General features: G+C 33.3%; 41 protein-coding genes. 38 read left to right on the top strand and 3 right to left on the bottom strand.

Annotation, left to right across the window (positions count from 1 at the left end):
• Positions 1-72: 72 nt before the first annotated feature.
• A complete protein-coding gene (gene rlmB, locus HW119_RS02945) occupies positions 73-810 on the bottom strand; it encodes a 23S rRNA (guanosine(2251)-2'-O)-methyltransferase RlmB (protein ID WP_177761174.1) in 738 nt (245 codons plus the stop codon).
• Positions 811-875: 65 nt separating this feature from the next.
• Here rlmB and HW119_RS02940 point away from each other — a divergent pair, with 65 nt between their 5' ends.
• The gene (locus HW119_RS02940) at positions 876-1,130 is read left to right on the top strand and encodes a hypothetical protein (protein ID WP_177761173.1); all 255 of its coding nucleotides are present in this window, start codon (positions 876-878) and stop codon (positions 1,128-1,130) included.
• Between the two features lie 28 nt (positions 1,131-1,158).
• Here the strand turns inward: HW119_RS02940 and HW119_RS02935 are convergent, their stop codons facing one another.
• Positions 1,159-2,769: a hypothetical protein gene (locus tag HW119_RS02935; RefSeq protein WP_177761172.1), complete on the bottom strand. Its 1,611-nt coding sequence runs from the start codon at positions 2,767-2,769 to the stop codon at positions 1,159-1,161.
• A gap of 221 nt (positions 2,770-2,990) precedes the next feature.
• Between HW119_RS02935 and rpsL the strand changes: the two genes are divergently transcribed.
• The 37 genes from rpsL to ctlX all read left to right on the top strand — a co-directional run bounded on the left by rpsL (position 2,991) and on the right by ctlX (position 26,187).
• Positions 2,991-3,374 (top strand): 30S ribosomal protein S12, encoded by a 384-nt coding sequence (rpsL, locus tag HW119_RS02930; RefSeq protein WP_125018803.1) that lies wholly within the window; start codon positions 2,991-2,993, stop codon positions 3,372-3,374.
• 28 nt (positions 3,375-3,402) lie between these two features.
• Positions 3,403-3,879, top strand: coding sequence for a 30S ribosomal protein S7 (rpsG, locus tag HW119_RS02925; protein ID WP_177761171.1), 477 nt, complete (start codon positions 3,403-3,405; stop codon positions 3,877-3,879).
• A gap of 19 nt (positions 3,880-3,898) precedes the next feature.
• Entirely contained in the window at positions 3,899-6,034 is a 2,136-nt protein-coding gene (gene fusA, locus HW119_RS02920; protein ID WP_177761170.1) for an elongation factor G, read from the top strand.
• A gap of 11 nt (positions 6,035-6,045) precedes the next feature.
• The gene (rpsJ, locus tag HW119_RS02915; RefSeq protein WP_023579610.1) at positions 6,046-6,351 is read left to right on the top strand and encodes a 30S ribosomal protein S10; all 306 of its coding nucleotides are present in this window, start codon (positions 6,046-6,048) and stop codon (positions 6,349-6,351) included.
• A 98-nt stretch (positions 6,352-6,449) separates the two neighbouring features.
• Positions 6,450-7,067 carry a 50S ribosomal protein L3 gene (gene rplC / locus HW119_RS02910; protein ID WP_177761169.1) on the top strand — a complete coding sequence of 206 codons (618 nt, stop codon included), beginning with the start codon at positions 6,450-6,452 and terminating at the stop codon, positions 7,065-7,067.
• A complete protein-coding gene (gene rplD, locus HW119_RS02905) occupies positions 7,067-7,696 on the top strand; it encodes a 50S ribosomal protein L4 (RefSeq protein WP_177761168.1) in 630 nt (209 codons plus the stop codon). The genes rplC and rplD overlap by 1 nt, the downstream gene beginning before the upstream one ends.
• A 7-nt stretch (positions 7,697-7,703) precedes the next feature.
• Positions 7,704-7,994, top strand: coding sequence for a 50S ribosomal protein L23 (gene rplW, locus HW119_RS02900; protein ID WP_177761167.1), 291 nt, complete (start codon positions 7,704-7,706; stop codon positions 7,992-7,994).
• Positions 7,995-7,999: 5 nt separating this feature from the next.
• Positions 8,000-8,824, top strand: coding sequence for a 50S ribosomal protein L2 (gene rplB / locus HW119_RS02895; RefSeq protein WP_177761166.1), 825 nt, complete (start codon positions 8,000-8,002; stop codon positions 8,822-8,824).
• Positions 8,825-8,834: 10 nt separating this feature from the next.
• Entirely contained in the window at positions 8,835-9,113 is a 279-nt protein-coding gene (rpsS, locus tag HW119_RS02890) for a 30S ribosomal protein S19 (RefSeq protein ID WP_125018796.1), read from the top strand.
• A 9-nt stretch (positions 9,114-9,122) separates the two neighbouring features.
• Positions 9,123-9,533 carry a 50S ribosomal protein L22 gene (rplV, locus tag HW119_RS02885; RefSeq protein WP_125018795.1) on the top strand — a complete coding sequence of 137 codons (411 nt, stop codon included), beginning with the start codon at positions 9,123-9,125 and terminating at the stop codon, positions 9,531-9,533.
• A gap of 8 nt (positions 9,534-9,541) precedes the next feature.
• The gene (gene rpsC, locus HW119_RS02880; protein WP_125018794.1) at positions 9,542-10,270 is read left to right on the top strand and encodes a 30S ribosomal protein S3; all 729 of its coding nucleotides are present in this window, start codon (positions 9,542-9,544) and stop codon (positions 10,268-10,270) included.
• A 17-nt stretch (positions 10,271-10,287) separates the two neighbouring features.
• Positions 10,288-10,707 carry a 50S ribosomal protein L16 gene (rplP, locus tag HW119_RS02875; protein ID WP_125018793.1) on the top strand — a complete coding sequence of 140 codons (420 nt, stop codon included), beginning with the start codon at positions 10,288-10,290 and terminating at the stop codon, positions 10,705-10,707.
• A 13-nt stretch (positions 10,708-10,720) separates the two neighbouring features.
• On the top strand, positions 10,721-10,909 hold the full coding sequence (rpmC, locus tag HW119_RS02870; protein WP_177761165.1) for a 50S ribosomal protein L29: 189 nt from the start codon (positions 10,721-10,723) through the stop codon (positions 10,907-10,909).
• 17 nt (positions 10,910-10,926) lie between these two features.
• Positions 10,927-11,184, top strand: coding sequence for a 30S ribosomal protein S17 (gene rpsQ, locus HW119_RS02865; RefSeq protein ID WP_125018791.1), 258 nt, complete (start codon positions 10,927-10,929; stop codon positions 11,182-11,184).
• Positions 11,185-11,186: 2 nt separating this feature from the next.
• The gene (rplN, locus tag HW119_RS02860; RefSeq protein WP_177761164.1) at positions 11,187-11,555 is read left to right on the top strand and encodes a 50S ribosomal protein L14; all 369 of its coding nucleotides are present in this window, start codon (positions 11,187-11,189) and stop codon (positions 11,553-11,555) included.
• 12 nt (positions 11,556-11,567) lie between these two features.
• Positions 11,568-11,882 (top strand): 50S ribosomal protein L24, encoded by a 315-nt coding sequence (gene rplX / locus HW119_RS02855; protein ID WP_177761163.1) that lies wholly within the window; start codon positions 11,568-11,570, stop codon positions 11,880-11,882.
• 2 nt (positions 11,883-11,884) lie between these two features.
• Positions 11,885-12,436, top strand: a complete 552-nt coding sequence (rplE, locus tag HW119_RS02850; RefSeq protein ID WP_177761162.1) for a 50S ribosomal protein L5 — start codon at positions 11,885-11,887, stop codon at positions 12,434-12,436.
• Between the two features lie 3 nt (positions 12,437-12,439).
• On the top strand, positions 12,440-12,709 hold the full coding sequence (rpsN, locus tag HW119_RS02845; RefSeq protein WP_125018787.1) for a 30S ribosomal protein S14: 270 nt from the start codon (positions 12,440-12,442) through the stop codon (positions 12,707-12,709).
• 62 nt (positions 12,710-12,771) lie between these two features.
• The gene (gene rpsH, locus HW119_RS02840; RefSeq protein WP_125018786.1) at positions 12,772-13,170 is read left to right on the top strand and encodes a 30S ribosomal protein S8; all 399 of its coding nucleotides are present in this window, start codon (positions 12,772-12,774) and stop codon (positions 13,168-13,170) included.
• A 16-nt stretch (positions 13,171-13,186) separates the two neighbouring features.
• Positions 13,187-13,729, top strand: a complete 543-nt coding sequence (rplF, locus tag HW119_RS02835; RefSeq protein WP_177761161.1) for a 50S ribosomal protein L6 — start codon at positions 13,187-13,189, stop codon at positions 13,727-13,729.
• Between the two features lie 11 nt (positions 13,730-13,740).
• Positions 13,741-14,091 carry a 50S ribosomal protein L18 gene (rplR, locus tag HW119_RS02830; RefSeq protein ID WP_177761160.1) on the top strand — a complete coding sequence of 117 codons (351 nt, stop codon included), beginning with the start codon at positions 13,741-13,743 and terminating at the stop codon, positions 14,089-14,091.
• 6 nt (positions 14,092-14,097) lie between these two features.
• Positions 14,098-14,622 (top strand): 30S ribosomal protein S5, encoded by a 525-nt coding sequence (rpsE, locus tag HW119_RS02825; RefSeq protein ID WP_177761159.1) that lies wholly within the window; start codon positions 14,098-14,100, stop codon positions 14,620-14,622.
• 11 nt (positions 14,623-14,633) lie between these two features.
• Positions 14,634-14,816 carry a 50S ribosomal protein L30 gene (gene rpmD, locus HW119_RS02820; RefSeq protein WP_125018782.1) on the top strand — a complete coding sequence of 61 codons (183 nt, stop codon included), beginning with the start codon at positions 14,634-14,636 and terminating at the stop codon, positions 14,814-14,816.
• 10 nt (positions 14,817-14,826) lie between these two features.
• Positions 14,827-15,279 carry a 50S ribosomal protein L15 gene (gene rplO, locus HW119_RS02815; RefSeq protein ID WP_177761158.1) on the top strand — a complete coding sequence of 151 codons (453 nt, stop codon included), beginning with the start codon at positions 14,827-14,829 and terminating at the stop codon, positions 15,277-15,279.
• 14 nt (positions 15,280-15,293) lie between these two features.
• Positions 15,294-16,640, top strand: coding sequence for a preprotein translocase subunit SecY (gene secY, locus HW119_RS02810; protein WP_177761157.1), 1,347 nt, complete (start codon positions 15,294-15,296; stop codon positions 16,638-16,640).
• 5 nt (positions 16,641-16,645) lie between these two features.
• Positions 16,646-16,861, top strand: a complete 216-nt coding sequence (gene infA / locus HW119_RS02805) for a translation initiation factor IF-1 (RefSeq protein WP_011963449.1) — start codon at positions 16,646-16,648, stop codon at positions 16,859-16,861.
• Positions 16,862-16,872: 11 nt separating this feature from the next.
• Positions 16,873-16,989 carry a type B 50S ribosomal protein L36 gene (gene ykgO / locus HW119_RS02800; RefSeq protein ID WP_002987490.1) on the top strand — a complete coding sequence of 39 codons (117 nt, stop codon included), beginning with the start codon at positions 16,873-16,875 and terminating at the stop codon, positions 16,987-16,989.
• A gap of 2 nt (positions 16,990-16,991) precedes the next feature.
• Positions 16,992-17,366: a 30S ribosomal protein S13 gene (gene rpsM / locus HW119_RS02795; RefSeq protein ID WP_177761156.1), complete on the top strand. Its 375-nt coding sequence runs from the start codon at positions 16,992-16,994 to the stop codon at positions 17,364-17,366.
• Between the two features lie 8 nt (positions 17,367-17,374).
• Positions 17,375-17,758 carry a 30S ribosomal protein S11 gene (gene rpsK / locus HW119_RS02790; protein WP_091100371.1) on the top strand — a complete coding sequence of 128 codons (384 nt, stop codon included), beginning with the start codon at positions 17,375-17,377 and terminating at the stop codon, positions 17,756-17,758.
• Positions 17,759-17,842: 84 nt separating this feature from the next.
• A complete protein-coding gene (gene rpsD, locus HW119_RS02785) occupies positions 17,843-18,448 on the top strand; it encodes a 30S ribosomal protein S4 (protein WP_177761155.1) in 606 nt (201 codons plus the stop codon).
• A 25-nt stretch (positions 18,449-18,473) separates the two neighbouring features.
• Entirely contained in the window at positions 18,474-19,466 is a 993-nt protein-coding gene (locus HW119_RS02780; protein ID WP_177761154.1) for a DNA-directed RNA polymerase subunit alpha, read from the top strand.
• A gap of 33 nt (positions 19,467-19,499) precedes the next feature.
• Positions 19,500-19,979, top strand: a complete 480-nt coding sequence (gene rplQ / locus HW119_RS02775) for a 50S ribosomal protein L17 (RefSeq protein ID WP_177761153.1) — start codon at positions 19,500-19,502, stop codon at positions 19,977-19,979.
• 123 nt (positions 19,980-20,102) lie between these two features.
• Entirely contained in the window at positions 20,103-21,215 is a 1,113-nt protein-coding gene (gene carA / locus HW119_RS02770; RefSeq protein ID WP_177761152.1) for a glutamine-hydrolyzing carbamoyl-phosphate synthase small subunit, read from the top strand.
• A gap of 105 nt (positions 21,216-21,320) precedes the next feature.
• Complete coding sequence (gene eno / locus HW119_RS02765) at positions 21,321-22,613, top strand: phosphopyruvate hydratase (protein WP_177761151.1); 1,293 nt, start codon at positions 21,321-21,323, stop codon at positions 22,611-22,613.
• A gap of 302 nt (positions 22,614-22,915) precedes the next feature.
• Positions 22,916-24,199, top strand: coding sequence for a citrate synthase (locus HW119_RS02760; protein ID WP_177761150.1), 1,284 nt, complete (start codon positions 22,916-22,918; stop codon positions 24,197-24,199).
• Between the two features lie 136 nt (positions 24,200-24,335).
• Positions 24,336-25,250 carry a dimethylarginine dimethylaminohydrolase family protein gene (locus HW119_RS02755; protein ID WP_177761149.1) on the top strand — a complete coding sequence of 305 codons (915 nt, stop codon included), beginning with the start codon at positions 24,336-24,338 and terminating at the stop codon, positions 25,248-25,250.
• Between the two features lies 1 nt (position 25,251).
• Positions 25,252-26,187, top strand: a complete 936-nt coding sequence (ctlX, locus tag HW119_RS02750; RefSeq protein WP_177761148.1) for a citrulline utilization hydrolase CtlX — start codon at positions 25,252-25,254, stop codon at positions 26,185-26,187.
• A 39-nt stretch (positions 26,188-26,226) separates the two neighbouring features.
• Here the strand turns inward: ctlX and HW119_RS02745 are convergent, their stop codons facing one another.
• Entirely contained in the window at positions 26,227-26,847 is a 621-nt protein-coding gene (locus HW119_RS02745) for a MarC family NAAT transporter (RefSeq protein WP_177761147.1), read from the bottom strand.
• Between the last annotated feature and the right edge of the window lie 39 nt (positions 26,848-26,886).

Raw genomic sequence — 26,886 nt, 5'->3', positions numbered from 1 at the left:
AAAATGAGATATTAAATTTGTTGTGCAAACTCAATATCTCATCATGTATTTTATTCGAATTCTAAAATTTTCTTATAATCTTTGACGAACGGCTTCATATAAAAAAGCACCGCAAGCTACAGAAACATTCAATGAAGAGATGGTTCCGTACATTGGTAATTTTGCTTTTTCGTCTACAATTTTTAAAACCGATGGATTTACTCCTTTGTCTTCAGAACCCATAATAATCGCAATAGGTTGATTGAAGTTAATGTCGTAAATGTTGTTTTCTGTTTTTTCGGTTGCAGCCACAGTAACATAACCTGAACCTTGTAAATAGAAAATAGCATCTTTAATATGGTCAACTTTACAAATTGGAATGTTGAAAACCGCTCCGGCAGAAGTTTTTACTGTGTCGCCGTTTACAGGCGCAGCTCCTTGTTTTCCGATGATGATAGCGTCAACACCTGTACATTCTGCGGTACGGATAATAGCTCCAAAATTACGAGCATCTGATAATTGGTCTAATATTAAAATTAGAGGTGTTTTTTCAGATTCTGATATGGTTTCGATTAAGCTTTCTAGTTCAACAAATTTAATCGGAGCAATTGAAGCAACTGCACCTTGGTGATTATTGAATTTGCTTAATTTGTTTAATTTTTCAACAGGAACATAAGAGAAATTGATGTTTCCCTTTTTCATTGTTTTCATTAGCTCTTGCATTAATTCACCTTGAGCTTCTTTCTGGATAAATACTTTATCGATTTCTTTTCCTGCATTTATCGCCTCGATAATTGCACGAATTCCAAATATTTGATGTTCGTTTTGCATAATGCAAAGATATTATTATATTTATAAATTCTGAGAAAATTTATCCTTAGGTTAAATCTATTTTTATGAAAAAATATGTATTGCTTTCTGTTGGATGTTTGTTTTTTATTTCGTGTAAAACAAATGCGACTTTAGATAAATCTAATTTTGATGTAGATGTATTGGCTCAGTCCATTTCTTTAGATGCGGTTCAGCTTCAACAAGGTATGAATTATATGGGGCAAGTTCGTGTTACGGATTCGGTTTATGTTTATGGAAATGTTCCGCAAACAGTAATCGATTCAGTTATGAACGCAAGAAAACTTGAAAATAAAAAATAAGCAGACTTTAATTAGTCTGCTTATTTTTTTAAAACTGTGTTTTGTAACTCAAGTGAATAATCGAATTACTCATTTTAAAATCTTGTTTAGGTTGCAATCCGTTAGCGTAAATCAGATTAAATAATCCAGATGGTGTTGCAATTCCAATTCCCAGTCCAACTGAATATAAATTTCCTTTGGTATTGGTTGAGTCGTCTACATAATACACATAATCGGTAATGGAATGCGCATATAATGTTGGCGAAAGTACAAATCGATATTCTGTAAAGATACCGGCTAACGATTGTGCTTGTAATGTGTTTTCGTTAAATCCACGAATGTTTTGTACACCACCAAATCGATATAACTCATTATATAATATGTTTGGGCTAAAAAGTTGATAGGCTTTTCCTTTTAGATAAACAATATTCCGCTCATCGAGATAAAAATGATAAAAAGCTTCTAAGTCAATAAATTGTTGCTTGGTTTTTGATTCATCATCCGTTCGATTTCCTGTTCCTAACAAAGCGGTAACTCGTGTTTGTAGTGGAAATAATACATGTTCTCTGTAATGCGAATATTCGTAATTCAAAGTCAAAAAACGATTCGAATAATTCTGTGCGGCATACGTATTAAATTCTCCAGCAACTGAGGTTGTGCTTTGATATCCCAGACCAATTTTATTGTTGTAAGTAATATAATATAAAAGTGACGCGTTGAATTTGGTATTTTGTTGCGTGCTGTCTTGTTTAAATATTTGCAAATTTGCTTTTAATCCAATCGGACTTTGGAATAAATAGGGTAATTCGGTTCCTAAATTAAAGGTCGATTGTTGATTTCCGTCGTTTCTCCAATATAAGTTAAATTGTTCACCTTTGTTTAAAATGTTCATCAATTTTAAATCTACATTTCCGTTAAATCTGACGGTTCCGTTATCATCATTTGCGAATCCAATCAAACCATCAAATTGATTTGCATTTGCCTTTTCAAGGTATAAATACAAAATCGTATTGTTTTCGGTAAACAAAACTTCGGGTGGTTTTAAGGTTTTGATGAATGGAAATTGACCAAGTTCTTTTTGAAGTTCACTTATGGTTTGTTGGTTAAAATCTTTTTTAATGTATTTTTTTAGCAATTGCTTGTTGATTCCTTTCGGGAAATTGGTGTACGGATTTATTGTGATTAAATCGATTTTTCTTTTTTCGTCTAAAACGATTTTTAACTGAGAATTAATTTGGTTGTCTGAAATGATTTGATTGTCAAGCTTAATCTGACTAATTGAATAACCTTGTTTCTCTAAAATCTGAAGGTAATTAGCAATGAAACTTTCGGTTTTGTTTATAGGGATTTCAGTAAACGTTTCCTCGATATTTAATATTTTTTTTACGTTTGAATCTATTGAGTCGAAATTTATTTTTATACTTTTGATGCGCTTATTTAAAGCGATATGATATGTAAAGGTTGAATCGTTTGTTTTTTCAGACGAAAGTAAGCGTTGATTTATATATCCATCATTATATAAGGTGTTCTGAAATTTTTCAAATTCAGTAATGATGCTTTTTACATCGTCGTGATTTTTTTGGTAAGAAATACTATCGATGGTTTTACTTTCTATTTCGGTATTACCTTTGATTTTCAAAATCAAATTCTGAGAATTCATTTTGAAAAAACTTAATGTAATTAATATAAAGAGGAATTTATTCAAGAGTAAGATGTTTTTGTATAAACGAATTTAAAGTAAAATTTGGTATTCAAACTCATAAAAATAAAATAGAATTGAAAATAAATAAATTAAGTTTGTTTTCGTTAAAATTATTTATATATTTGCAACCCCGTAAATAGCGGGATTTTAATATTGTATTAAATTATTTAATAAACATTATGCCAACAATTCAACAATTAGTAAGAACAGGGAGAACCCAATTGACTAAGAAGAGTAAATCGGTTGCTTTGGATTCTTGTCCTCAAAGAAGAGGTGTTTGTACGCGTGTTTATACTACTACGCCTAAAAAGCCAAACTCTGCGATGCGTAAAGTAGCGCGTGTACGTTTGACTAACGGTAATGAAGTAAATGCTTACATTCCAGGAGAAGGACACAATTTACAAGAGCACTCGATAGTATTAGTTAGAGGTGGAAGGGTAAAAGATTTACCAGGGGTTAGATACCACATTGTACGTGGAGCTTTAGATACTGCCGGAGTTAACGGTCGTACTCAAAGACGTTCTAAATACGGTGCGAAACGCCCTAAAGATGCAAAAAAGTAATAGTTTAAAAAACTTTTAAGAAAAAGACATGAGAAAAAGACAGGCAAAGAAAAGACCTCTTTTACCGGATCCAAAATTTAACGATCAGTTAGTAACGCGTTTTGTGAACAACTTAATGTGGGATGGTAAAAAATCGACTGCTTTTAAAGTATTTTATGATGCTTTAGATATTGTTGAGTCTAAGAAACAAGATGAAGAAAAAACTTCATTAGAAATTTGGAAAGATGCTTTAACAAATGTTATGCCTCACGTGGAAGTTCGTTCTCGTCGTGTAGGTGGAGCTACATTCCAAATTCCAATGCAAATTCGTCCAGATAGAAAAATTTCTATGGCAATGAAATGGATGATTCTTTATGCAAGAAGAAGAAATGAGAAATCTATGGCTGGTAAATTAGCTTCTGAAATTTTAGCTGCTGCTAAAGAAGAAGGTGCTGCAGTTAAGAAAAGAATGGATACTCATAAAATGGCAGAGGCTAATAAAGCATTCTCTCACTTTAGATTCTAATTTTATATAAAGAACAGAAATGGCTAGAGATTTAAAATATACTAGAAATATCGGAATTGCTGCTCATATTGATGCTGGTAAAACAACAACAACTGAGCGTATTCTTTTCTATACAGGTAAAAATCACAAGATTGGTGAGACTCACGAAGGGTCCTCTACTACTGACTGGATGGAGCAAGAAGCAGAAAGAGGTATTACAATTACTTCTGCTGCGGTAACTGTTGAGTGGAATTTCCCAATGGAAAATGGAAAACCAACAGATGAAACTAAAAAATATCACTTCAATATTATTGATACTCCTGGGCACGTTGACTTTACTGTAGAGGTAAATCGTTCATTACGTGTATTAGATGGGTTAGTGTTCTTATTCTCTGCAGTTGATGGAGTTGAGCCACAATCTGAAACTAACTGGAGATTAGCTGATAACTACAAAGTTCCTCGTATGGGATTTGTAAATAAAATGGACCGTCAAGGTGCAGATTTCTTAAAAGTTTGTCGTCAGGTTAAAGAAATGTTAGGTTCTAATGCAGTGCCTATTGTTTTACCAATCGGTGATGAAGTTGACTTCAAAGGAGTTGTAGATTTAATTAAAAACCGTGCAATTGTATGGCATGATGAGAATCATGGATCTACTTTCGATGTTGTTGAAATCCCAGCTGAAATGGTTGATGAAGTTAAGCAATTTAGAGGTCAGTTAATTGAAGAAATTGCTGCGTATGATGAAAATCTTCTTGAGAAATTTATGGAAGATGAGAATTCAATCACAGAAGATGAAATTAATGCTGCTTTACGTGCTGCAACTTTAGATATGAGTATCATTCCAATGATGTGTGGGTCTTCTTTCAAAAACAAAGGAGTTCAGTTCATGATTGATGCTGTTTGTCGTTACTTACCAGCTCCAACGGATAAAGAAGCTATTGAAGGAACTAATCCAGATACTGATGAGCCAATTACTCGTAAGCCTTCTGTAACGGATCCTTTTGCTGCATTAGCATTTAAAATTGCTACTGATCCATTCGTAGGACGTTTAGCTTTCTTCCGAGCTTATTCAGGACGTTTAGATGCTGGTTCTTATGTTTTAAATAATCGTTCAGGTAATAAAGAGCGTATTTCTCGTATCTACCAAATGCATGCTAACAAACAAAATCCAATCGAATATATTGAGGCTGGAGATATTGGAGCTGCTGTTGGATTTAAAGATATTAAAACAGGAGATACGTTATCTGATGAAAAACACCCTATTGTGTTAGAGTCAATGGACTTCCCTGATCCAGTAATTGGTATCGCTATTGAACCAAAAACTAAAGCGGATGTTGATAAAATGGGTATGGCTTTAGCTAAATTAGCTGAAGAAGATCCAACGTTTACTGTACGTACAGATCAAGCTTCAGGACAAACGATTATTTCTGGTATGGGTGAGTTACACTTAGATATCATTGTTGATCGTATGCGTCGTGAATTCAAAGTTGAAGTGAACCAAGGTGAGCCTCAAGTTGAATACAAAGAAGCTTTCACTAAAGGTGCATCTCACAGAGAAACTTACAAAAAGCAATCTGGTGGACGTGGTAAATTTGGTGATATCGTATTTAAAATCGGTCCAGCTGACGAAGTTGACGGAAAAGTTCCAATGGGATTACAATTCGTTAATGAAGTTAAAGGTGGTAACGTACCAAAAGAATATATTCCTGCAGTAGAAAAAGGTTTCCGTGAAGCAATGAAACAAGGGCCTTTAGCTGGATTTGAAATGGACGCTTTAAAAGTTACTTTAACTGATGGATCTTTCCACCCTGTGGATTCTGATGCATTATCGTTTGAGTTAGCTGCTAAAATGGGTTATAAAGAATCTGCAAAAGCTGCTGGTGCTGTTATCTTAGAGCCAATCATGAAATTAGAAGTGTTGACTCCGGAAGAAAATATGGGTGATATCGTTGGGGATTTAAATCGTCGTCGTGGTCAAATCAATGCAATGGATGATAGAAATGGAGCAAAAGTTGTTAAAGCTTCTGTGCCATTGTCAGAAATGTTTGGTTATGTAACTACATTGCGTACATTATCTTCAGGACGTGCAACTTCTACAATGGAGTTCTCACACTATGAGCAAACACCTTCTAATATTCAAGAGGAAGTTATTAAGAAAGCAAAAGGAAACGCTTAATTTTTAAGAAAATGAGTCAAAAAATCAGAATAAAATTAAAATCTTACGATCATATGTTGGTTGATAAATCAGCAGAAAAAATCGTAAAAACTGTAAAAAGTACTGGAGCAGTTGTAACAGGTCCAATTCCGTTACCAACTCATAAAAAAATCTTTACTGTTTTACGTTCTCCACACGTTAATAAAAAGTCAAGAGAACAATTTGAAGTAAGTTCATATAAAAGATTATTAGATATTTATTCATCATCTTCAAAAACTATCGATGCTTTAATGAAATTAGAGTTGCCTTCAGGAGTTGAAGTTGAAATTAAAGTGTGATAAAATTTTATTTAAAATAACTTGTGTATTTCAAGCGTTGGTGTTATATTTGCCGACGCTTGAAATTATTTATGTATAATAATTATTAATTTATATTTATGTCTGGGTTAATTGGTAAAAAAATCGGCATGACTAGTATTTTCGATGAGAACGGGAAAAACATTCCTTGTACTGTAATCGAGGTGGGTCCATGTGTCGTTACCCAAGTCAGAACCAAAGAGGTTGACGGGTATGAAGCGTTTCAACTTGGTTTCGATGACAAAGCAGAGAAAAATGCAAACAAAGCTGAGTTAGGTCACTTTAAAAAAGCAGGAACTTCTGTTAAAAGAAAAGTTGTTGAATTCCAAGATTTCGAAAACGCTTATAATTTAGGTGATGTTATCACTGTAGATTTATTTAACGAAGGTGACTTTGTTGATGTTCAAGGTGTTTCTAAAGGTAAAGGTTTCCAAGGGGTTGTTAAACGTCACGGTTTTGGTGGTGTTGGTCAAGCTACTCATGGACAACATAACCGTTTAAGAGCTCCTGGTTCTATCGGAGCTTCTTCTTATCCTTCTCGTGTATTCAAAGGAATGCGCATGGCTGGAAGAATGGGAGGAGTTAATGTAACAGTTCAAAACCTTAGAGTTTTAAAAGTTGTAGCTGACAAAAACTTATTAGTAGTTAAAGGTGCAGTTCCAGGTCACAAAAACTCTTATGTAATCGTTCAGAAGTAATGGAAGTAAAAGTTTTAGATATCAACGGAAAAGAAACTGGAAGATCAGTACAATTAGCTGATTCAGTTTTCGCAATTGAGCCTAATAAACACGCTGTCTATTTAGATGTTAAACAATATTTAGCAAATCAAAGACAAGGTACGCATAAGGCGAAAGAAAGAAGTGAAGTTGCGGGTTCTACTCGTAAGATCAAAAAACAAAAAGGAACAGGTACTGCTCGTGCGGGAAGTGCTAAAAACCCTTTGTTTAAAGGAGGAGGTACAGTTTTTGGACCAAGACCAAGAAGTTATTCATTTAAATTGAATAAATCATTAAAAAGATTAGCTCGTAAATCAGCTTTCTCTTTAAAAGTTAAAGACTCTAGTTTGATTGTTGTTGAAGATTTTACATTTGAAGTGCCAAATACTAAAAATTTCATTAACGTGTTGAAAGCTTTAGGGTTAGAAAATAAAAAATCTTTATTAGTGTTGGGAGAGTCAAATAAAAATGTATATTTGTCATCTCGTAACTTACAAAGAGCTTCTGTTGTAACTTCTTCAGAATTAAGTACTTACGGAATTATGAATAATAATGCGTTAGTGTTAACTGAAGGTTCTATAGAAGGAATTGTAGATAATTTAAGTAAATAATAGGAACATGAGTACTATAATTAAACCTATAATTACCGAAAAAATAACTAAAGACGGTGAATTATTTAACCGTTTTGGTTTCATTGTAAATAAAAAAGCTAACAAAATTGTTATTAAGAAAGCTGTTGAAGCAGCTTACGGAGTTTCAGTTCTGTCTGTAAATACAATGAACTATAGAGCGGACAGATCAACTAAATATACTAAAAGTGGTATGATTAGTGGTAAAACTAGTGCTTACAAAAAAGCAATAGTTCAACTTAAAGATGGAGAAACAATAGATTTCTATACTAATATCTAATAAAAATGTCAGTAAGAAAATTAAAACCTATTACCCCAGGTCAGCGTTTTAGAGTTGTAAATAGTTTTGACGCTATCACAACTGATAAGCCGGAGCGTTCATTAATCGCACCGATAAAAAACTCTGGAGGTAGAAATAGTCAAGGAAAAATGACCATGCGTTATATCGGTGGTGGTCATAAAAGAAGATACCGTATTATTGATTTCAAAAGAACTAAAGTTGGAGTTCCTGCTGTAGTTAAAACAATCGAGTACGATCCAAACCGTTCAGCTTTTATTTCTTTAATTGCTTATGCAGATGGAGAAAAAGCTTATATCGTTGCTCCTGCAGGATTACAAGTTGGTCAAACTGTAATTGCGGGTCCAGATGTACAGCCAGAAGTTGGAAATGCAATGCCTTTAAGTAAAATTCCTCTAGGTACAATTATTTCTTGTATCGAATTACGTCCAGGACAAGGTGCTGTTATTGCACGTTCTGCAGGTACTTTTGCTCAATTAGTTGCACGTGATGGAAAATATGCTACAATTAAAATGCCTTCTGGTGAGATTCGTTTAATCTTATTAACTTGTATGGCTATGATTGGAGCAGTTTCTAACTCTGATCATCAATTAATCGTATCAGGAAAAGCTGGTAGATCAAGATGGTTAGGTAGAAGACCTAGAACAAGACCAGTAGCAATGAACCCAGTTGATCACCCAATGGGAGGTGGTGAAGGACGCTCTTCAGGAGGTCACCCACGTTCAAGAAAAGGTTTACCAGCTAAAGGTTACAGAACACGTTCTAGCGTGAAAGCAAGTAATAAGTATATTGTAGAACGTAGAAAGAAATAATTAAGTAAGTATGGCACGTTCATTAAAAAAAGGACCTTTCGTTCACTTTAAACTTGAGAAAAAAGTTTTAGCGAACGCAGAAAACGGAAACAAAGCAGTTGTTAAAACTTGGTCAAGAGCATCTATGATTACTCCAGACTTCGTTGGTCAAACAATCGCAGTTCACAATGGTCGTCAATTTGTACCAGTTTACGTAACAGAAAACATGGTAGGACATAAATTAGGAGAATTTTCGCCAACAAGATCTTTTAGAGGTCACGCTGGTGCAAAAAATAAAGGTAAAAAATAATAAGAAGCTATGGGAGTTCGTAAAAGAGAAAGAGCAGAGCAGATTAAAGAAGCAAACAAAAGTATTGCTTTTGCTAAGCTAAACAATTGCCCAACTTCACCTCGTAAAATGCGTTTAGTTGCAGATTTAGTAAGAGGACAGAAAGTTGAGAATGCTCTTAATATATTAAAATTTAGTACAAAAGAAGCTTCAGGAAGATTAGAAAAATTATTATTATCAGCTATTGCTAACTGGCAAGCTAAAAATAGTGATGCTAATATTGAAGAAGCAGAATTATTTGTAAAAGAGATCCGTGTTGATGGAGGTATGATGTTAAAAAGATTACGTCCAGCACCACAAGGTCGTGCACACAGAATCAGAAAACGCTCTAACCACGTTACTATCGTTTTAGGAGCTAATAATAATACACAAAGCAATTAATAAACAGTATGGGACAAAAGACAAATCCAATCGGAAATCGCCTTGGTATCATCAGAGGATGGGACTCAAACTGGTACGGTGGAAATGATTATGGTGATAAACTTGCTGAAGATGCAAAAATCAGAAAGTATATCCATGCTCGTTTAGCAAAAGCTAGTGTTTCTAAAATAATTATCGAGAGATCTTTAAAGCTTGTAACCGTTACTATCACTACAGCTCGTCCTGGAATCATCATTGGTAAAGGTGGGCAAGAGGTAGACAAGTTAAAAGAAGAGCTTAAGAAAATTACTAACAAAGAGGTACAAATCAACATCTTTGAAATTAAAAGACCAGAATTAGATGCTTATTTGGCTGCAACAAGCATCGCTCGTCAAATCGAAGGTAGAATTTCTTATCGTCGTGCTATTAAAATGGCAATTGCGGCTGCAATGAGAATGAATGCTGAAGGTATGAAAGTACAAATTTCAGGTCGTTTGAATGGAGCAGAAATGGCTCGTTCTGAAAACTTCAAAGAAGGTCGTATTCCTTTATCAACTTTCCGTGCTGATATTGATTATGCTTTAGCTGAAGCTCACACTACTTACGGTAGAATGGGTATTAAAGTATGGATCATGAAAGGTGAGGTTTATGGTAAAAGAGATCTTTCTCCGTTAGCTGGTATGGATAAGCAAAAAGCATCTAAACCTTCAGGATCAGGAAGACCATCAAAACCAAACCAACGCAACAAAAGAAAGTAATTTTAAACTAAAGAAAAATGTTACAGCCTAAAAGAACAAAATACCGTAAGGTACAGAAAGGTAAAATGAAGGGAGTGTCTCAAAGAGGACATGAACTTTCAAACGGAATGTTTGGTATTAAATCTTTAGATTATTCATTCATTACTTCTCGCCAAATCGAAGCTGCACGTATCGCTGCAACTCGTTTTATGAAAAGAGAGGGGCAATTATGGATTAAAATTTTCCCAGACAAGCCTATTACTAAAAAGCCTTTAGAAGTACGTATGGGTAAAGGTAAAGGTGCAGTTGAATATTGGGCTGCAGTTGTTAAACCAGGGAGAATTATGTTTGAAGTAGGAGGAGTGCCATTAGCAGTAGCTAAAGAAGCGTTACGCTTAGCAGCACAAAAACTACCAGTTAAAACTAAGTTTATCGTTGCTAGAGATTTCGAAGCATAATCTAATGAATATTATGAAACAATCAGAGATATTAAATCTATCTGCAGCTGAGTTACAAGAAAAACTTAGTCAGTTAAAGAAAACTTATACCGACCTAAAATCAGCTCACACTATTTCTCCTATTGAGAATCCTCTACAAATTAGAACTTTAAGAAGAACTATCGCTAGAGTTAATACTGAGCTAAGCAAAAAGTTACAATAATTGTATTCTGCTGAAAGATGGAAAAAAGAAATTTAAGAAAAGAAAGAATAGGTGTTGTTACTAGTAACAAAATGACGAAATCTATCGTTGTTTCTGAAACTAAGAGAGTAAAACACCCATTATACGGAAAGTTCGTGTTGAAAACTAAGAAATATGTAGCGCACGACGAATTAAACGACTGTAACATTGGTGATACAGTAAAGATCATGGAAACAAGACCTTTATCTAAAAACAAATGTTGGAGATTAGTTGAAATCATTGAAAGAGCGAAATAATTATGTTACAACAAGAATCTAGATTAAAAGTAGCAGATAACACGGGAGCAAAAGAAGTTTTGACAATCCGTGTTTTAGGAGGAACGAAACGTCGTTATGCCTCTGTTGGAGATAAAATTGTAGTAGCTATTAAAGACGCTACTCCAAATGGTAATGTTAAAAAAGGAACAGTTTCTACTGCTGTAGTTGTACGTACCAAAAAAGAAGTGAGAAGAGCTGATGGTTCTTACATCAGATTTGATGATAACGCATGTGTATTATTAAATGCTGCTGGAGAAATGAGAGGAACTCGTGTTTTTGGTCCTGTTGCAAGAGAACTTCGTGAAAAACAATTCATGAAAATTGTATCATTAGCACCAGAAGTGCTTTAATTCGTTATTAAGATGATAAAGCTAAAAATAAAATCAGGAGATATCGTAAGAGTAATCGCTGGTGACCATAAAGGTTCAGAAGGAAAAGTTTTACGTGTATTACGTGATAAAAACAAAGCAATCGTTGAAGGTGTAAACATGGTTTCGAAACATACAAAACCAAGTGCTACAAATCCTCAAGGTGGAATTGTTAAGAAAGAGGCTGCAATTCATATCTCAAACATTCAATTAATTGATCCAAAATCAAACGAAACTACAAAAGTAGCTTACAAAATTGAAGGAGATAAGAAAGTAAGAGTTTCTAAAAAATCTAATCAAGTATTATAGTCATGACTTATATACCAAGACTTAAACAAGAATATAGAGACAGAGTTATCTCTGCTCTAACTGAAGAATTCGGTTACAAAAATGTGATGCAAGTTCCTAAACTTGAGAAAATTGTTGTAAGCCGTGGAGTTGGAGCTGCAGTTTCAGATAAAAAATTAGTTGATTACGCTGTTGAGGAATTAACTAAAATTACTGGACAAAAAGCAGTTGCTACAATTTCTAAGAAAGACGTTGCTTCTTTCAAATTAAGAAAAGGAATGCCAATTGGTGCTAAAGTAACTCTACGTGGAGAAAGAATGTACGAATTCTTAGATCGTTTAATTACTTCTTCATTACCACGTGTAAGAGATTTTTCTGGAATTAAATCTAATGGATTTGATGGTAGAGGAAACTATAACCTTGGAATCGTTGAGCAAATCATTTTCCCAGAAATTGATATCGATAAAGTTAACAAAATTGCTGGTTTTGATATTACCTTCGTTACTTCTGCAGATACAGATAAAGAAGCAAAATCATTACTTTCTGAACTAGGATTACCTTTTAAAAAGAACTAAAGCATGGCTAAAGAATCAATGAAAGCCCGTGAGGCTAAAAGAGAAGCGTTAGTAGCAAAATATGCTGCAAAACGTAAAGCTTTAAAAGAAGCAGGTGATTACGAAGCGTTACAAAAATTACCTAAAAATGCATCTCCAGTACGTTTACATAACCGTTGTAAATTAACTGGTAGACCAAGAGGGTACATGCGTCAGTTCGGTCTTTCACGTGTTACATTCCGTGAAATGGCTAATCAAGGATTGATCCCAGGAGTTAAAAAAGCAAGTTGGTAAAAATTTTTAATTGGTTGTAGGTTCAATTTTTAATTGAAAACCGTAACCGTAAATCATACATTATGTATACAGATCCTATCGCAGATTTCTTAACAAGAATTAGAAATGCAGTACGTGCAAACCACAGAGTTGTTGAGATTCCTGCATCTAATTTCAAAAAAGAAATTACAAAAATTTTATTCGAACAAGGATATATTTTAAGCTACAAATTTGAAAATGATACCGTACAAGGTACAATCAAAATCGCTTTAAAATATGATAAAGACACGAAAGAGTCAGTTATCAGAGATATCCAAAGAATTAGTAAACCAGGGTTACGTAAATATGCTTCATCTGCAGATTTACCAAGAATTTTAAATGGTTTAGGTATTGCTATCGTTTCAACATCTAAAGGTTTAATGACGGGTAAAAAAGCTAAACAACTTAATGTTGGTGGTGAGGTAATCTGTTACGTATACTAATAAAAAGACTATAGAAATGTCAAGAATAGGTAAAAATCCAATTACAATTCCTGCTGGTGTTACAGTTACTGTTAACGAAGGTGTTGTTGTAGTAAAAGGAAAATTAGGAGAGCTTTCACAGTCTTACGATGACGTAACTGTAAAAGTAGAGGACGGACAAGTAATCGTTGAGCGTTCTTCTGACGCTAAAGATTTGAGATCTAAACACGGTTTATATAGAAGTTTGATCAACAACATGATTGTTGGAGTATCAGAAGGATTTACTAAATCTCTTGAATTAGTTGGTGTGGGTTACCGTGCTTCTAATCAAGGTCAAGTTTTAGATTTAGCTTTAGGTTTTTCACACAATATCGTTTTAGATATTGTTTCAGAAGTTACTGTTGAAACTATTTCTGAAAAAGGTAAAAACCCAATCGTAAAATTAATTTCTTCAGACAAACAACTTTTAGGACAAGTGGCTGCAAAGATTCGTTCTTTCCGTAAACCAGAGCCTTACAAAGGAAAAGGAATTAAGTTTGTTGGAGAAGAGTTAAGAAGAAAAGCAGGTAAATCAGCTTAAAAATTAAGACCATGTCATTAAACAAATCTGAAAGAAGACAAAGAATTAAATACAGAGTTAGAAAAATCGTTAGCGGTACTGCTGCTAGACCAAGATTATCTGTATTTAGAAGTAATAAGGAAATCTATGCTCAAATCATAGACGACGTTAACGGAACAACTCTAGTTGCTGCATCATCAAGAGAAGCAGGAGTAACCGGAACAACCAAAATTGAAACTGCTGCATCAGTTGGAAAACTTATCGCAGAGAAGGCTTTAAAAGCTGGTATCGATACAATCTCTTTCGATAGAGGTGGGTATTTATACCACGGACGTGTGAAATCATTAGCTGACGGAGCTAGAGAAGCTGGATTAAAATTCTAATTAGTTATGTATCAAAATTATAAAAACGTAGAATTTGTAAAACCAAGTGGTCTTGATTTAAAAGATCGTTTGGTAAGTGTAAACCGTGTTACTAAAGTAACTAAAGGTGGTAGAGCTTTCGGGTTCTCTGCTGTAGTTGTAGTAGGTGACGAAAACGGTGTAGTGGGTCATGGTTTAGGTAAATCAAAAGATGTTTCTGAAGCAATTGCTAAAGCTGTTGAAGATGCTAAGAAAAACTTAGTTCGTATTCCATTAAATGGAAGTACTATTCCTCACGAGCAAAAAGGTAAATTTGGTGGAGCTAGAGTTTTCTTAATTCCTGCTTCATTAGGTACCGGAGTAATCGCTGGTGGATCTGTACGTGCAGTATTAGAATCAGTTGGTATTCACAACGTATTATCAAAATCTCAAGGATCTTCAAACCCTCATAACGTAGTTAAAGCAACTTTTGATGCTTTATTACAAATGAGAAGTGCTCTTACAGTTGCAAAACAAAGAGGAATTTCTTTAGAGAAAGTATTTAAATCTTAATTTTGAGTATTATGTCAAAAATTAAAGTAAAACAAGTAAGAAGCAAAATCAATTGTCCAGAGAATCAAAAAAGAACGTTAGCGGCTTTAGGATTACGTAAAATGGGACAAGTTGTTGAGCATGATAATACACCAGCTATCAAAGGAATGGTAAATAAAGTTCAACATTTGGTTTCTGTAGAAGAAATTAATTAATTTATTGAATATGAATTTAAGTAATTTACAACCAGCAAGCGGTTCTGTACATAATCAAAATAAAAGAGTAGGACGCGGAGAAGGTTCTGGAAAAGGTGGTACTTCTACAAGAGGGCACAAAGGAGCTAAATCACGTTCAGGTTACTCTAAGAAAATTGGTTTTGAAGGAGGTCAAATGCCTTTACAGAGACGTGTACCTAAATTTGGTTTTAAAAATATCAACAGAGTAGAGTATGTAGGAATCAATCTTGATACTTTACAATTAATGGTTGATAACGGAATAATAACTGACACTGTTGATTTCAACACGTTAGTAGAAAATGGATTAACTTCTAAAAAGAGCTTAGTAAAGATTTTGGGAAGAGGAGAGCTTAAGTCTAAATTAAAAGTTACTGCTCACAAATTTACTGCGTCTGCTAAAGCGGCTATTGAAGCAGCAGGTGGAGAAGTAGTATCTTTATAAAATCTTTATAAAGTATGAAGAAGTTTTTTGAAACATTTGCCAATATTTGGAAAATTGAAGAACTTAAGAATAAAATCTTATTAACTTTAGGATTGTTACTTGTGTACCGTTTTGGTACGCAAGTAACATTACCAGGTATTGATGCTACAAGATTACAAGCTTTATCAGATCAAACAGATCAGGGTATTGGATGGTTAATCAACGTATTTACAGGAGGAGCTTTCTCACAAGCATCTGTATTTGCACTTGGTATTATGCCTTATATCTCTGCTTCGATTGTAGTTCAGTTAATGGGTATTGCTGTACCATATTTACAAAAACTTCAAAATGATGGAGAAAGTGGTAGAAAGAAAATGACTCAAATTACGAGATGGTTAACTATCGGAATTACCTTAATTCAAGGTCCAGGTTATATCTATAATTTGTACAAACAATTACCACCAGATGCCTTTTTATTAGGTTTCGATGATTTTTCTTTCTTGTTCTCTTCAGTATTAATCTTGACTACAGGTACAGTTTTTGCTATGTGGTTAGGTGAGAAAATCACTGATAAAGGTATAGGTAACGGTATTTCTTTACTTATTATGGTTGGAATTCTTGCTAATTTGCCACAATCGTTTATTCAAGAGATTCAATCTCGTTTAGCGGTAGGAAATGGTGGTCCAATTATGATTGTTTTTGAAATTATAATCTGGTTACTTATTATAATTGCATGTATATTGTTAACTATGGCAGTTCGTAAGATTGCTGTTCAATATGCAAGAAGAAGTGCTTCAGGTGAATACGATGCATCTTCAGTTAATGGAAATAGACAATGGATTCCTTTGAAATTAAATGCATCTGGTGTAATGCCAATCATTTTTGCTCAAGCAATCATGTTTATACCAGCGGCTGTGGCAGGTTTATCTTCTTCAGATACTGCGCAATCAATTACTGCAACTTTCAGTAATATATTTGGTTGGGAATATAATTTAGTTTTTGCCTTGTTAATTATAATTTTTACTTATTTTTACACCGCAATTACAGTTCCTACTAATAAGATGGCAGACGATTTAAAACGTAGTGGTGGATTCATTCCGGGAGTACGTCCTGGAGCAGAAACTGCAGACTATTTAGATCGAATTATGTCTTTAATTACGTTTCCAGGATCATTGTTTTTAGCAATAATTGCAATATTTCCTGCAATTGCTGTATCTTTGCTTGGAATTCAACAAGGATGGGCTATGTTTTACGGAGGAACTTCCTTACTAATTATGGTAAGTGTTGCGATAGATACTATCCAACAAGTTAATTCATACTTATTAAACAAGCAATATGATGGCTTGATGAAAAGTGGTAAAAACAGAAAAGCAATCGCTTAGTAATTATGGCAAAACAATCAGCAATAGAACAAGACGGAGCAATTATTGAAGCATTATCAAATGCAATGTTTCGTGTAGAATTAGAGAATGGACATATTGTAATCGCTCATATTTCTGGAAAAATGCGTATGCATTACATCAAATTATTACCTGGTGATAAAGTGAAATTAGAAATGAGTCCTTATGATTTGTCTAAAGCAAGAATTACTTATAGATACTAAAGGCTATTAAAATGAAAGTAAGAGCATCAGTTAAAAAAAGAAGTGCAGAGTGCATTATTGTACGTAGAAAAGGTAGATTATACGTTATTAATAAAAAGAATCCTAGATTTAAACAAAGACAAGGATAATTATGGCAAGAATCGCAGGGGTAGATATACCTAAAAATAAAAGAGGAATTATTGCTTTAACTTATATCTTCGGAATAGGTTCAAGTAGATCAAAAGAGATTTTAGCAAAAGCTGAAGTTGACGAGAACAAAAAAGTTTCAGAATGGAATGATGACGAGATCGGAGCTATCCGTGAAGCTGTTTCTTATTTCAAAATTGAAGGTGAGTTACGTTCTGAAATTTCATTAAACATCAAACGTTTAATGGATATCGGATGTAATAGAGGTATTCGTCATAGAGCTGGTCTTCCATTAAGAGGACAAAGAACTAAAAATAACTCTAGAACAAGAAAAGGTAAAAGAAAAACTGTTGCTAACAAGAAAAAAGCAACTAAATAATAAGTAGTATGGCTAAAGCAAATACAAAAAAACGTAAGGTTATAGTTGAGTCTACTGGAGAAGCTCATATCAATGCGACTTTCAATAACATCATCATTTCGTTAACAAACAAAAAAGGTGAAGTTATCTCTTGGTCATCAGCAGGTAAAATGGGATTCCGTGGTTCTAAAAAGAATACACCTTATGCAGCTCAAATGGCAGCAGAAGATTGTGGTAAAGTAGCTTTAGAAGCTGGACTTAAAAAAGTGAAAGTTTACGTTAAAGGGCCAGGAAATGGTAGAGAATCTGCAATACGTTCTATCCACAACAGTGGAATTGAAGTAACAGAAATTATCGATATCACTCCAATCCCTCACAATGGATGTCGTCCTCCAAAAAGAAGAAGAGTATAATTAATAGTATAACCTAAGGTAGGAATAAGATTATCGGAGGATGAGACCTGAATTCATAATCCCTACCTTTTTTAATTTTTTGAAATGGCAAGATATACTGGTCCACAAACTAAAATTGCTCGTAAATTTGGTGAAGCAATCTTCGGTGATGACAAATCATTCGAAAAAAGAAATTACCCTCCAGGACAACATGGAATGGCGAAAAGAAGAGGTAAAAAATCTGAATACGCTATCCAGTTAATGGAAAAACAAAAAGCTAAATACTCTTATGGTATCTTAGAAAAACAATTCCGTAACTTATTTAAAAAAGCTGCTGCATCTAAAGGTGTAACTGGTGAAGTTTTAATTCAGTTATGTGAATCAAGATTAGACAATGTTGTTTACAGAATGGGTATTGCTCCTTCTCGTAGAGCTGCACGTCAAATCGTTTCTCACAGACACGTTACTGTAAATGGAGAATTAGTAAACATCCCATCTTATCAATTAAAAGCTGGTGATAAAGTAGCTGTTCGCGAAAAATCTAAGTCTCTTGAAGCAATAGAGCGTTCGTTATCTAATTCTAGCGCTGTTTATGAATGGATTACTTGGAATAATGATACTAAAGAGGGAACTTTCGTTTCTGTTCCTGCTAGACTTCAAGTTCCAGAAAACATCAAAGAACAGTTAATCGTAGAGTTGTACAACAAATAATAATTGACATTCAGTCGAATTTAATATGGCAATATTTAATTTTCAAAAGCCCGATAAAGTTATCATGATCGATTCAACCGATTTTAAAGGTAAATTTGAATTTAGACCTTTAGAACCTGGTTACGGATTGACTATCGGTAACGCACTAAGAAGAGTACTTCTGTCATCACTTGAAGGATTTGCAATTACGTCTGTTCGTATTGAAGGTGTTGATCATGAGTTTTCTACTATCGCTGGTGTAGTTGAAGATGTTACTGAAATTATCTTAAATCTAAAACAAGTACGTTTTAAACGTCAAATTGAGGATATCGATAATGAATCAGTTACAATTTCATTTACTGGTAAGGAACAATTAACAGCTGGTGATTTCCAAAAATTCGTTTCTGGATTCCAAGTTTTAAACCCTGAATTAGTTATCTGTAATTTAGAGAGTGATATCACTATCAATATGGAGTTAACTATTGAAAAAGGGCGTGGTTATGTTCCAGCAGAAGAAAACAAAAAATCAAACGCTCCAATAGGAACTATTTTTACAGACTCTATTTATACGCCTGTAAAAAATGTTAAATATGCTATCGAGAACTACCGTGTTGAACAAAAAACTGATTACGAAAAATTAGTTTTTGATATCGTTACAGATGGTTCTATTCATCCTAAAGACGCATTGACTGAAGCAGCTAAAACGTTGATTCACCATTTCATGTTATTTTCTGATGAAAGAATCACTCTTGAGGCCGATGAAATTGCTCAAACTGAAACATATGATGAGGAGTCATTACATATGAGACAGCTTCTAAAAACGAAATTGGTAGATTTAGACCTTTCAGTAAGAGCGTTAAATTGTTTAAAAGCGGCTGAAGTTGACACATTAGGCGATTTAGTTTCTTATAACAAAAACGATTTAATGAAATTTAGAAATTTCGGTAAGAAATCTTTAACTGAATTAGAAGAACTAGTTCAAGTGAAAAGTTTATCTTTCGGAATGGATCTATCAAAATACAAATTAGATAAAGAATAATCTAGACTCAATAAGTCTAAATTCTAGAAAGCAATGAGACACGGAAAAAAAATAAATCACTTAAGCCGCCAATCTGCACACAGAAAAGCGATGTTGGCTAATATGGCTTGTTCTTTAATTGAGCACAAGCGTATTAACACTACAGTTGCTAAAGCTAAAGCTTTAAAACAATATATTGAGCCTTTAGTAACTAAATCTAAAACAGACGACACTCATAACCGTCGTATTGTTTTCTCTTACTTAAAAGATAAGTATGCTGTAACTGAATTATTCAGAGAAGTTGCTGCTAAAGTAGGTGACCGTCCAGGTGGATACACACGTATTATTAAGTTAGGAAATCGTTTAGGAGATAACGCTGATATGGCGATGATTGAATTAGTTGATTTCAACGAAATTTATAATGCTGGTGCTAAAGAAGTGAAAAAAGCTACTACTCGTAGAGGTAGAAAAAAAGCTGATGCTGCTCCTGCAACTGAAGCTACTGCTGAAACTTCAACAGAAACTAATGAATAATAATTCTTATTCATATTAAATATATTAAAAAGGACATGCTTTTATAGTTTGTCCTTTTTTTTATTTTCTTTTTTAATCTGTAAAATTTATTTGTAATTTTGCAAAGTTTATAACAACGCAACAATGAAATATACTTCAAGAGATAAAGCGATTATCTTATTAAGCGACGGAACCATTTTCTACGGTAAATCTATCGGAATTAAAGGTACTACTACTGGTGAAATTTGTTTTAATACTGGTGTAACTGGTTATCAAGAAATTTTTACTGACCCATCTTATTACGGTCAAATTATGTTGTCAACGAATGCTCATATCGGTAACTATGGGGTACATGAAGATGAAGTTGATTCTGACGGAATTAAGATTTCAGGTTTGGTTTGTAAAAATTTTAGTTTTAATTATTCACGTCCTGCAGCATCAGGATCTTTGTATGATTATTTCGAAAAGAAAAATTTAGTTGTCGTTTCAGATGTTGATACACGTGCTTTAGTGAGTTATATTCGTGATAACGGAGCTATGAATGCTGTGATTTCAACTGATGGTAAATCTATTGAAGAATTAAAAGCAATTTTAAATGACGTTCCAAACATGAATGGATTAGAGTTGGCTTCTAAAGTTTCTACAAAAGAACCTTATTTTTATGGAAATCCTGATGCGCCTTTCAAAGTTGCTGCTTTAGATTTAGGTATTAAAACAAATATTTTAAGATGTTTTAATGAGCGCGATGTTTATGTGAAGGTTTTTCCTTACAACACACCATTTGTAGATTTAAATGCTTTTAATCCAGATGGATATTTCTTATCTAATGGGCCTGGTGATCCACAGCCATTAACTGGAGTGATTGATGTAGCTAAAGAAATGATTGCTTCTGATAAACCTGTTTTTGGAATTTGTTTAGGACATCAATTAATTGCTCTTTCTCAAGGAATTTCTACTTATAAAATGTTTAATGGACACCGTGGAATTAACCATCCGATTATGAATGCAATTTCAGGTAAAGGTGAAATAACTTCTCAAAATCACGGTTTTGCTGTTTCTAGAGAAGAAGTTGAAGTTAATCATAATGTAGAAATTACACATTATCATTTAAATGACAATACAGTTGCTGGAATTAGATTAAAAGATAAATCTGTATTCTCTGTTCAATATCATCCTGAATCATCTCCTGGGCCAAACGATTCAAAATATTTATTTGACGAGTTTGTTCAGAATATGAAAACATATAAAGAAGCTTAGGCTTCTTTTTTTGTAAATTTTAATTTCTGTTAAGTATAAAAATTCTTTTTTAAAAATCAAATACTTACATTTGCACAACAAAAAACACAACACAATTAAATAATTATGAGTACAATCGTAAAAATTCATGCACGTCAGATTTTAGATTCTCGTGGAAATCCAACTGTAGAAGTTGATGTAGTAACAGAAAATGGTATTTTAGGTAGAGCGGCAGTTCCTTCAGGAGCTTCTACAGGAGAACATGAAGCTGTTGAATTACGTGACGGTGGTAAAACTTGGATGGGTAAAGGAGTTTCAAAAGCTGTTGAAAATGTAAATACTACTATTGCTGAAAATATCATTGGTTTTGACGTTTTTGAACAAAATGCTATCGATCAAGCAATGATTGAATTAGACGGAACTTCAAACAAATCTAATTTAGGAGCTAACGCTATTTTAGGCGTTTCTTTGGCTGTTGCTAAAGCTGCTGCTAACGAATTAGGTTTGCCTTTATATCGTTATATTGGTGGTGTTTCTGCGAATACATTACCTGTTCCAATGATGAATATTATTAACGGTGGTTCACATTCGGATGCTCCAATTGCATTTCAGGAGTTTATGATTATGCCTGTTCTGGCTAAGAATTTCACTGAAGCAATGCAAATGGGAACTGAAATTTTCCATAATTTAAAGAAAGTTTTACACGATAGAAATTTATCTACAGCTGTTGGAGACGAAGGTGGTTTTGCACCAAATTTAGCTGGTGGAACTGAAGATGCTTTAGATTCAATCAAGTTAGCAGTTGAAAATGCAGGATATGTTTTTGGAAAAGATATTATGATTGCTTTGGATTGTGCAGCTTCTGAATTCTATGTAAACGGAAAATACGATTATACAAAATTTGAAGGTGATAAAGGAGTGGTTCGAACTTCTGAAGAACAAGCAGATTATTTAGCTGAATTAGCTTCAAAATACCCAATTATTTCTATTGAAGATGGTATGTATGAAGATGATTGGGCTGGTTGGAAATATTTAACAGAGAAAATCGGTGATAAAGTTCAATTAGTTGGAGATGATTTATTTGTAACTAATGTTGAGCGTTTATCTAGAGGAGTTGAAGAAAATATAGCAAATTCAATTTTAATTAAAGTAAATCAAATTGGTACTTTGTCTGAAACAATTGCTGCTGTAAATATGGCACATAATGCTGGTTTTACTTCTGTAATGTCTCACCGTTCTGGTGAAACTGAAGATAATACAATCGCAGATTTAGCTGTTGCTTTAAATTGTGGGCAAATTAAAACCGGTTCAGCTTCTCGTTCAGATCGTATGTCAAAATATAACCAATTATTACGTATTGAAGAAGAGTTGGATTCAGTTGCTTATTATCCTCAAATGAAAGCATTTAAGGTAAAGTAATTGTTGTAAATAGTTAAATTTTATGCATCTTGGAAACAAGGTGCATTTTTTATGTTATTTAGCAATATTTAGCTATAGAAAAGTAAATTAATCGATATTAAAGTTATTTTGATTGTTATATTGAAGAATATTTATTTTTTTCTTAAAATCTTTTGTTTAAATTTTGTTAAATGTATTTAAACGCTATGATATTCGAATAAATTTAAAGACTTTTTTAGTTTTTATTTTCTTTTTTTTTGGTTTGTTTTCAAAGAAAATACGTAAATTCGCTGTTAGCAATAAAAAAACAAATAATTTATAATATGTCAAAAAATGCAACTTTAGAGATAGATGGCAAAAAAGTTGATCTACCTTTAATCGTAGGTAGTGAAAACGAAGTTGCTATCGACATTGAGAAGCTACGAGCTTTAACTGGGGCAATAACTTTGGATCCAGGATACAAAAATTCAGGCTCTTGTAAAAGTGCAATTACTTTCTTAGATGGTGAAGAAGGAATTTTACGTTATAGAGGTTATTCTATCGAAGAATTAGCTGAAAATTCTAACTTTTTAGAGGTTTCTTATTTAATTATCTTTGGAGAATTACCAACTCAAGATCAGATAGAAAAATTTGAAAACGATATCCGTAAGCATACATTAGTAAACGAAGAGATGAAAAATATCATCGATGGTTTCCCTAAGAATGCGCATCCAATGGGAGTTTTATCTTCATTGACTTGTGCTTTAACAGCGTTCAATCCAGGTGTTGTTAATGTTGAAAATGACGAGAAAATGTACGAAGCTATTTGTAAAACAATGGGTAAATTTTTAGTAATTGCCACTTGGACATACAGAAAAGCTAAAGGATATCCATTGAATTATTATGATAATACAAAACCCTATGTTGATAATTTCTTACGTTTAATGTTCGAATTACCAACAGGGCCTTACACAATCAATAAAACGGTTTTAAACGCTATTGATAAATTATTCATCTTACACGCAGATCACGAACAAAACTGTTCAACTTCTACAGTAAGAATGGTTGGTTCTTCTCATGCAGGATTATTTGCTTCAATTTCTTCAGGTGTTTCAGCTCTTTGGGGACCATTACATGGTGGTGCAAACCAAGCGGTTTTAGAAATGTTAGAAGAAATCCAAAACGATGGTGGTGACGCAGATAAATTCTTAGCGAAAGCGAAAGATAAAAATGATCCATTCCGTTTAATGGGATTCGGACATAGAGTTTACAAAAACTTCGATCCACGTGCTCGTATCATTAAAAAAGCTGCTGATGAAGTGTTAGCTGAGTTAGGAGTTAATGATCCAATATTAAGAATCGCTAAAGATTTAGAAGAAAAAGCATTAAAAGATGAGTATTTCGTTGCTAGAAATTTATATCCAAATGTAGATTTCTATTCAGGAATTATTTACCGTGCTTTAGGAATTCCAACTGAAATGTTCACTGTAATGTTCGCAATCGGACGTTTACCAGGTTGGATTGCTCAATGGAAAGAAATGCGTGTTAACAAAGAACCAATCGGACGCCCTCGTCAAGTATATGTAGGTGAGCCATTACGTTCTTTTAAAAAAATGAATGAACGATAAACAGATACAATTTTTATTTATAAACTCTTCAAAAGCCAGACTTATCATCTGGCTTTTGTCGTTTATTTATATATATAATTTAAAAAATGCTTTGAAATGCGTTTTCATTTTATATATTTGTGAAAAAACACCCGTTATGTTACAGTTAAATGTAAAAAATGAGTCCTCGAGGTTAAGGGCAGTGGTTTTAGGAACCGCAATTAGTAATGGTCCTACACCTACAATTGAAGAAGCTTACGATCCTAAATCATTAGAGCATATTAAAGCCGGAACATATCCAACAGAAGATGATATGATTCAAGAAATGGAAGCTTTTAATCAAGTTTTTCAGAAATACGATGTTAAAGTTTTTCGTCCTGAAATAATTGAAAATTGTAACCAAATTTTCACACGTGATATCGGTTTTGTGATTGATGATATTTTCGTGAAAGCTAATATTTTACCAGATCGCGAAAATGAACTAGATGCTGTAAATTATGTGATTGATAAGATGGACCCTACAAAAGTAGTTCGTCCTCCAGAAGAAGTTCATATCGAAGGAGGTGATGTTATGCTTTGGAATGATTATATTTTTATCGGAACTTACAAAGGTTCTGATTACAAAGATTATATTACTGCTCGTACAAATATGCATGGAGTTGAATATATCAAGAATTTGTTTCCGAATAAAATTGTAAAAGAGTTCAACTTAAGTAAGTCGAGAACTGAACCAAGAGATAATGCGTTACATTTAGATTGTTGTTTTCAACCTGTAGGAGATAATAAAGCAATTATTCATCGCGAAGGTTTTCTGGATGAAGCGGATTATCAATATTTAGTTGATTTGTTTGGTATAGAAAATCTTTTTCACATCGATAGAGAAGAAATGTATCATATGTTTTCAAATGTTTTTTCAATTGATAAAAATGTTGTAGTTTCGGAAAAGAAGTTTACACGATTAAATAATTGGCTTCGTGAAAACGGTTTTGTTGTTGAGGAAATTCCGTATGCAGAAATTTCAAAACAAGAAGGCTTATTACGTTGTTCAACTTTACCCTTAATTAGAGATTAAAATGAGTCAGATAACCAATTCTGTATTAATGATACGACCAGTTGCTTTTCGTATGAATGAGCAAACGGCTGTAAATAATTATTATCAAAAAGTATTAGAAAACACAACTCCTGCAACTGTAAACGCAAAAGCACAACAAGAGTTTGATGCTTTTGTTGATAAATTACGTTCTGTTGGAGTTAATGTAATTGTAGTTGATGATACTTTAGAACCAAATACTCCAGATAGTATTTTTCCAAACAATTGGATTTCTTTTCACGATAACGGCGATGTAGTTTTATATCCGATGTTTGCTGAAAATCGCAGACAAGAACGTCGTGAAGATATTTTGGATATGTTAGAAGAAAAAGGTTTCAAAATCGAAAATATTATTGATTATACTTCGGCCGAAGAAGATAATATTTTCTTAGAAGGAACAGGAAGTATGATTCTAGACCGTGAGAACGAAAAGGTTTATGCAGCACTTTCTCCACGTGCAGATGAAGAATTGATTATTGAATTTTGTGAAGAATTCTTTTCTGATCCAGTTATTTTTGAAGCTTATCAAGATACACCAGATGGTAGAAAATTAATCTATCACACCAATGTAATGATGTGTGTTGCTGATGAATTTGCAGTAATTTGTGCAGATTGTATTGATGATAAACAAGAACGTAAAATCGTTTTAGATCATCTAAAAAAATCAGGGAAAGAAATTATTTATATTACCGAAGATCAAGTAAATAATTTTGCTGGAAATATGCTTCAGGTTTTAGGTGCTGATAATAAGAAATATTTAGTTATGAGTACACAAGCTTATAATAGTTTAAATAAAGGTCAGATTCAAGCGATAGAGAAACATTGCGAAATCCTACATTCATCACTAGATACGATTGAAGCTTGTGGTGGTGGAAGTGCTCGTTGTATGTTAGCCGAAATTTTCTTACCTCAAGAATAATAAATTAAAAAGGTTTCTAAATTTAGAAACCTTTTTTTGTTATATTTTAAAAATTGCAACTAACGAATTAACAATGTACTGAACTCCAATTGCTAAAACCAAGAAACCTATGATTCTTGAAATAGCTACAATTCCAGAAGCTCCTAAAAATTTCGATAAAAAGTTTGCACTTCGTAAAATCAAAAAAACAGTTAAAGATAAAATTAAAATTGAACCAACAATAATGGCTTTGTCTTGATATTCAGGATAATCTTGGTACATCGCGATTAGTAACGACATTGAACCAGGTCCTGCCATCATTGGTATTGCTAATGGCGTCAATGCAATATCACTTCGATGTTGCGCATCGTTGGTAACTTTTTTGCTCACACCTCTTTTTTTGCTAAAAGTACCCGAAAGTAATCCAAAACCGGAAGTACAAATAACAATTCCACCGGCGATTCGTAAAACATCAATGCTAATTCCAAAGAATTTTAAGACATATTCTCCAATAAAAAACGAGATAATTAAAATGATACAAACATTTATAGCCGCCCAAAGTGCTGTTTTGTTTTTAGACTCTTTTGAATCATCTTGAGTTAAACCAAGAAAAATCGGAACGCTTCCAAGTGGATTTATCACTGAAAAAAGTGCTGCGAAAGTAAGTAAAAATAAATCCATTTTTATATTTTGATTTTCATTAAAAGTAAGTAAAAACAG

This window comes from Flavobacterium sp. I3-2 (assembly GCF_013389595.1).
In the GTDB taxonomy this organism is placed as follows: Bacteria; Bacteroidota; Bacteroidia; order Flavobacteriales; family Flavobacteriaceae; genus Flavobacterium.
This window is presented reverse-complemented; position numbering and strand designations above follow the sequence as displayed.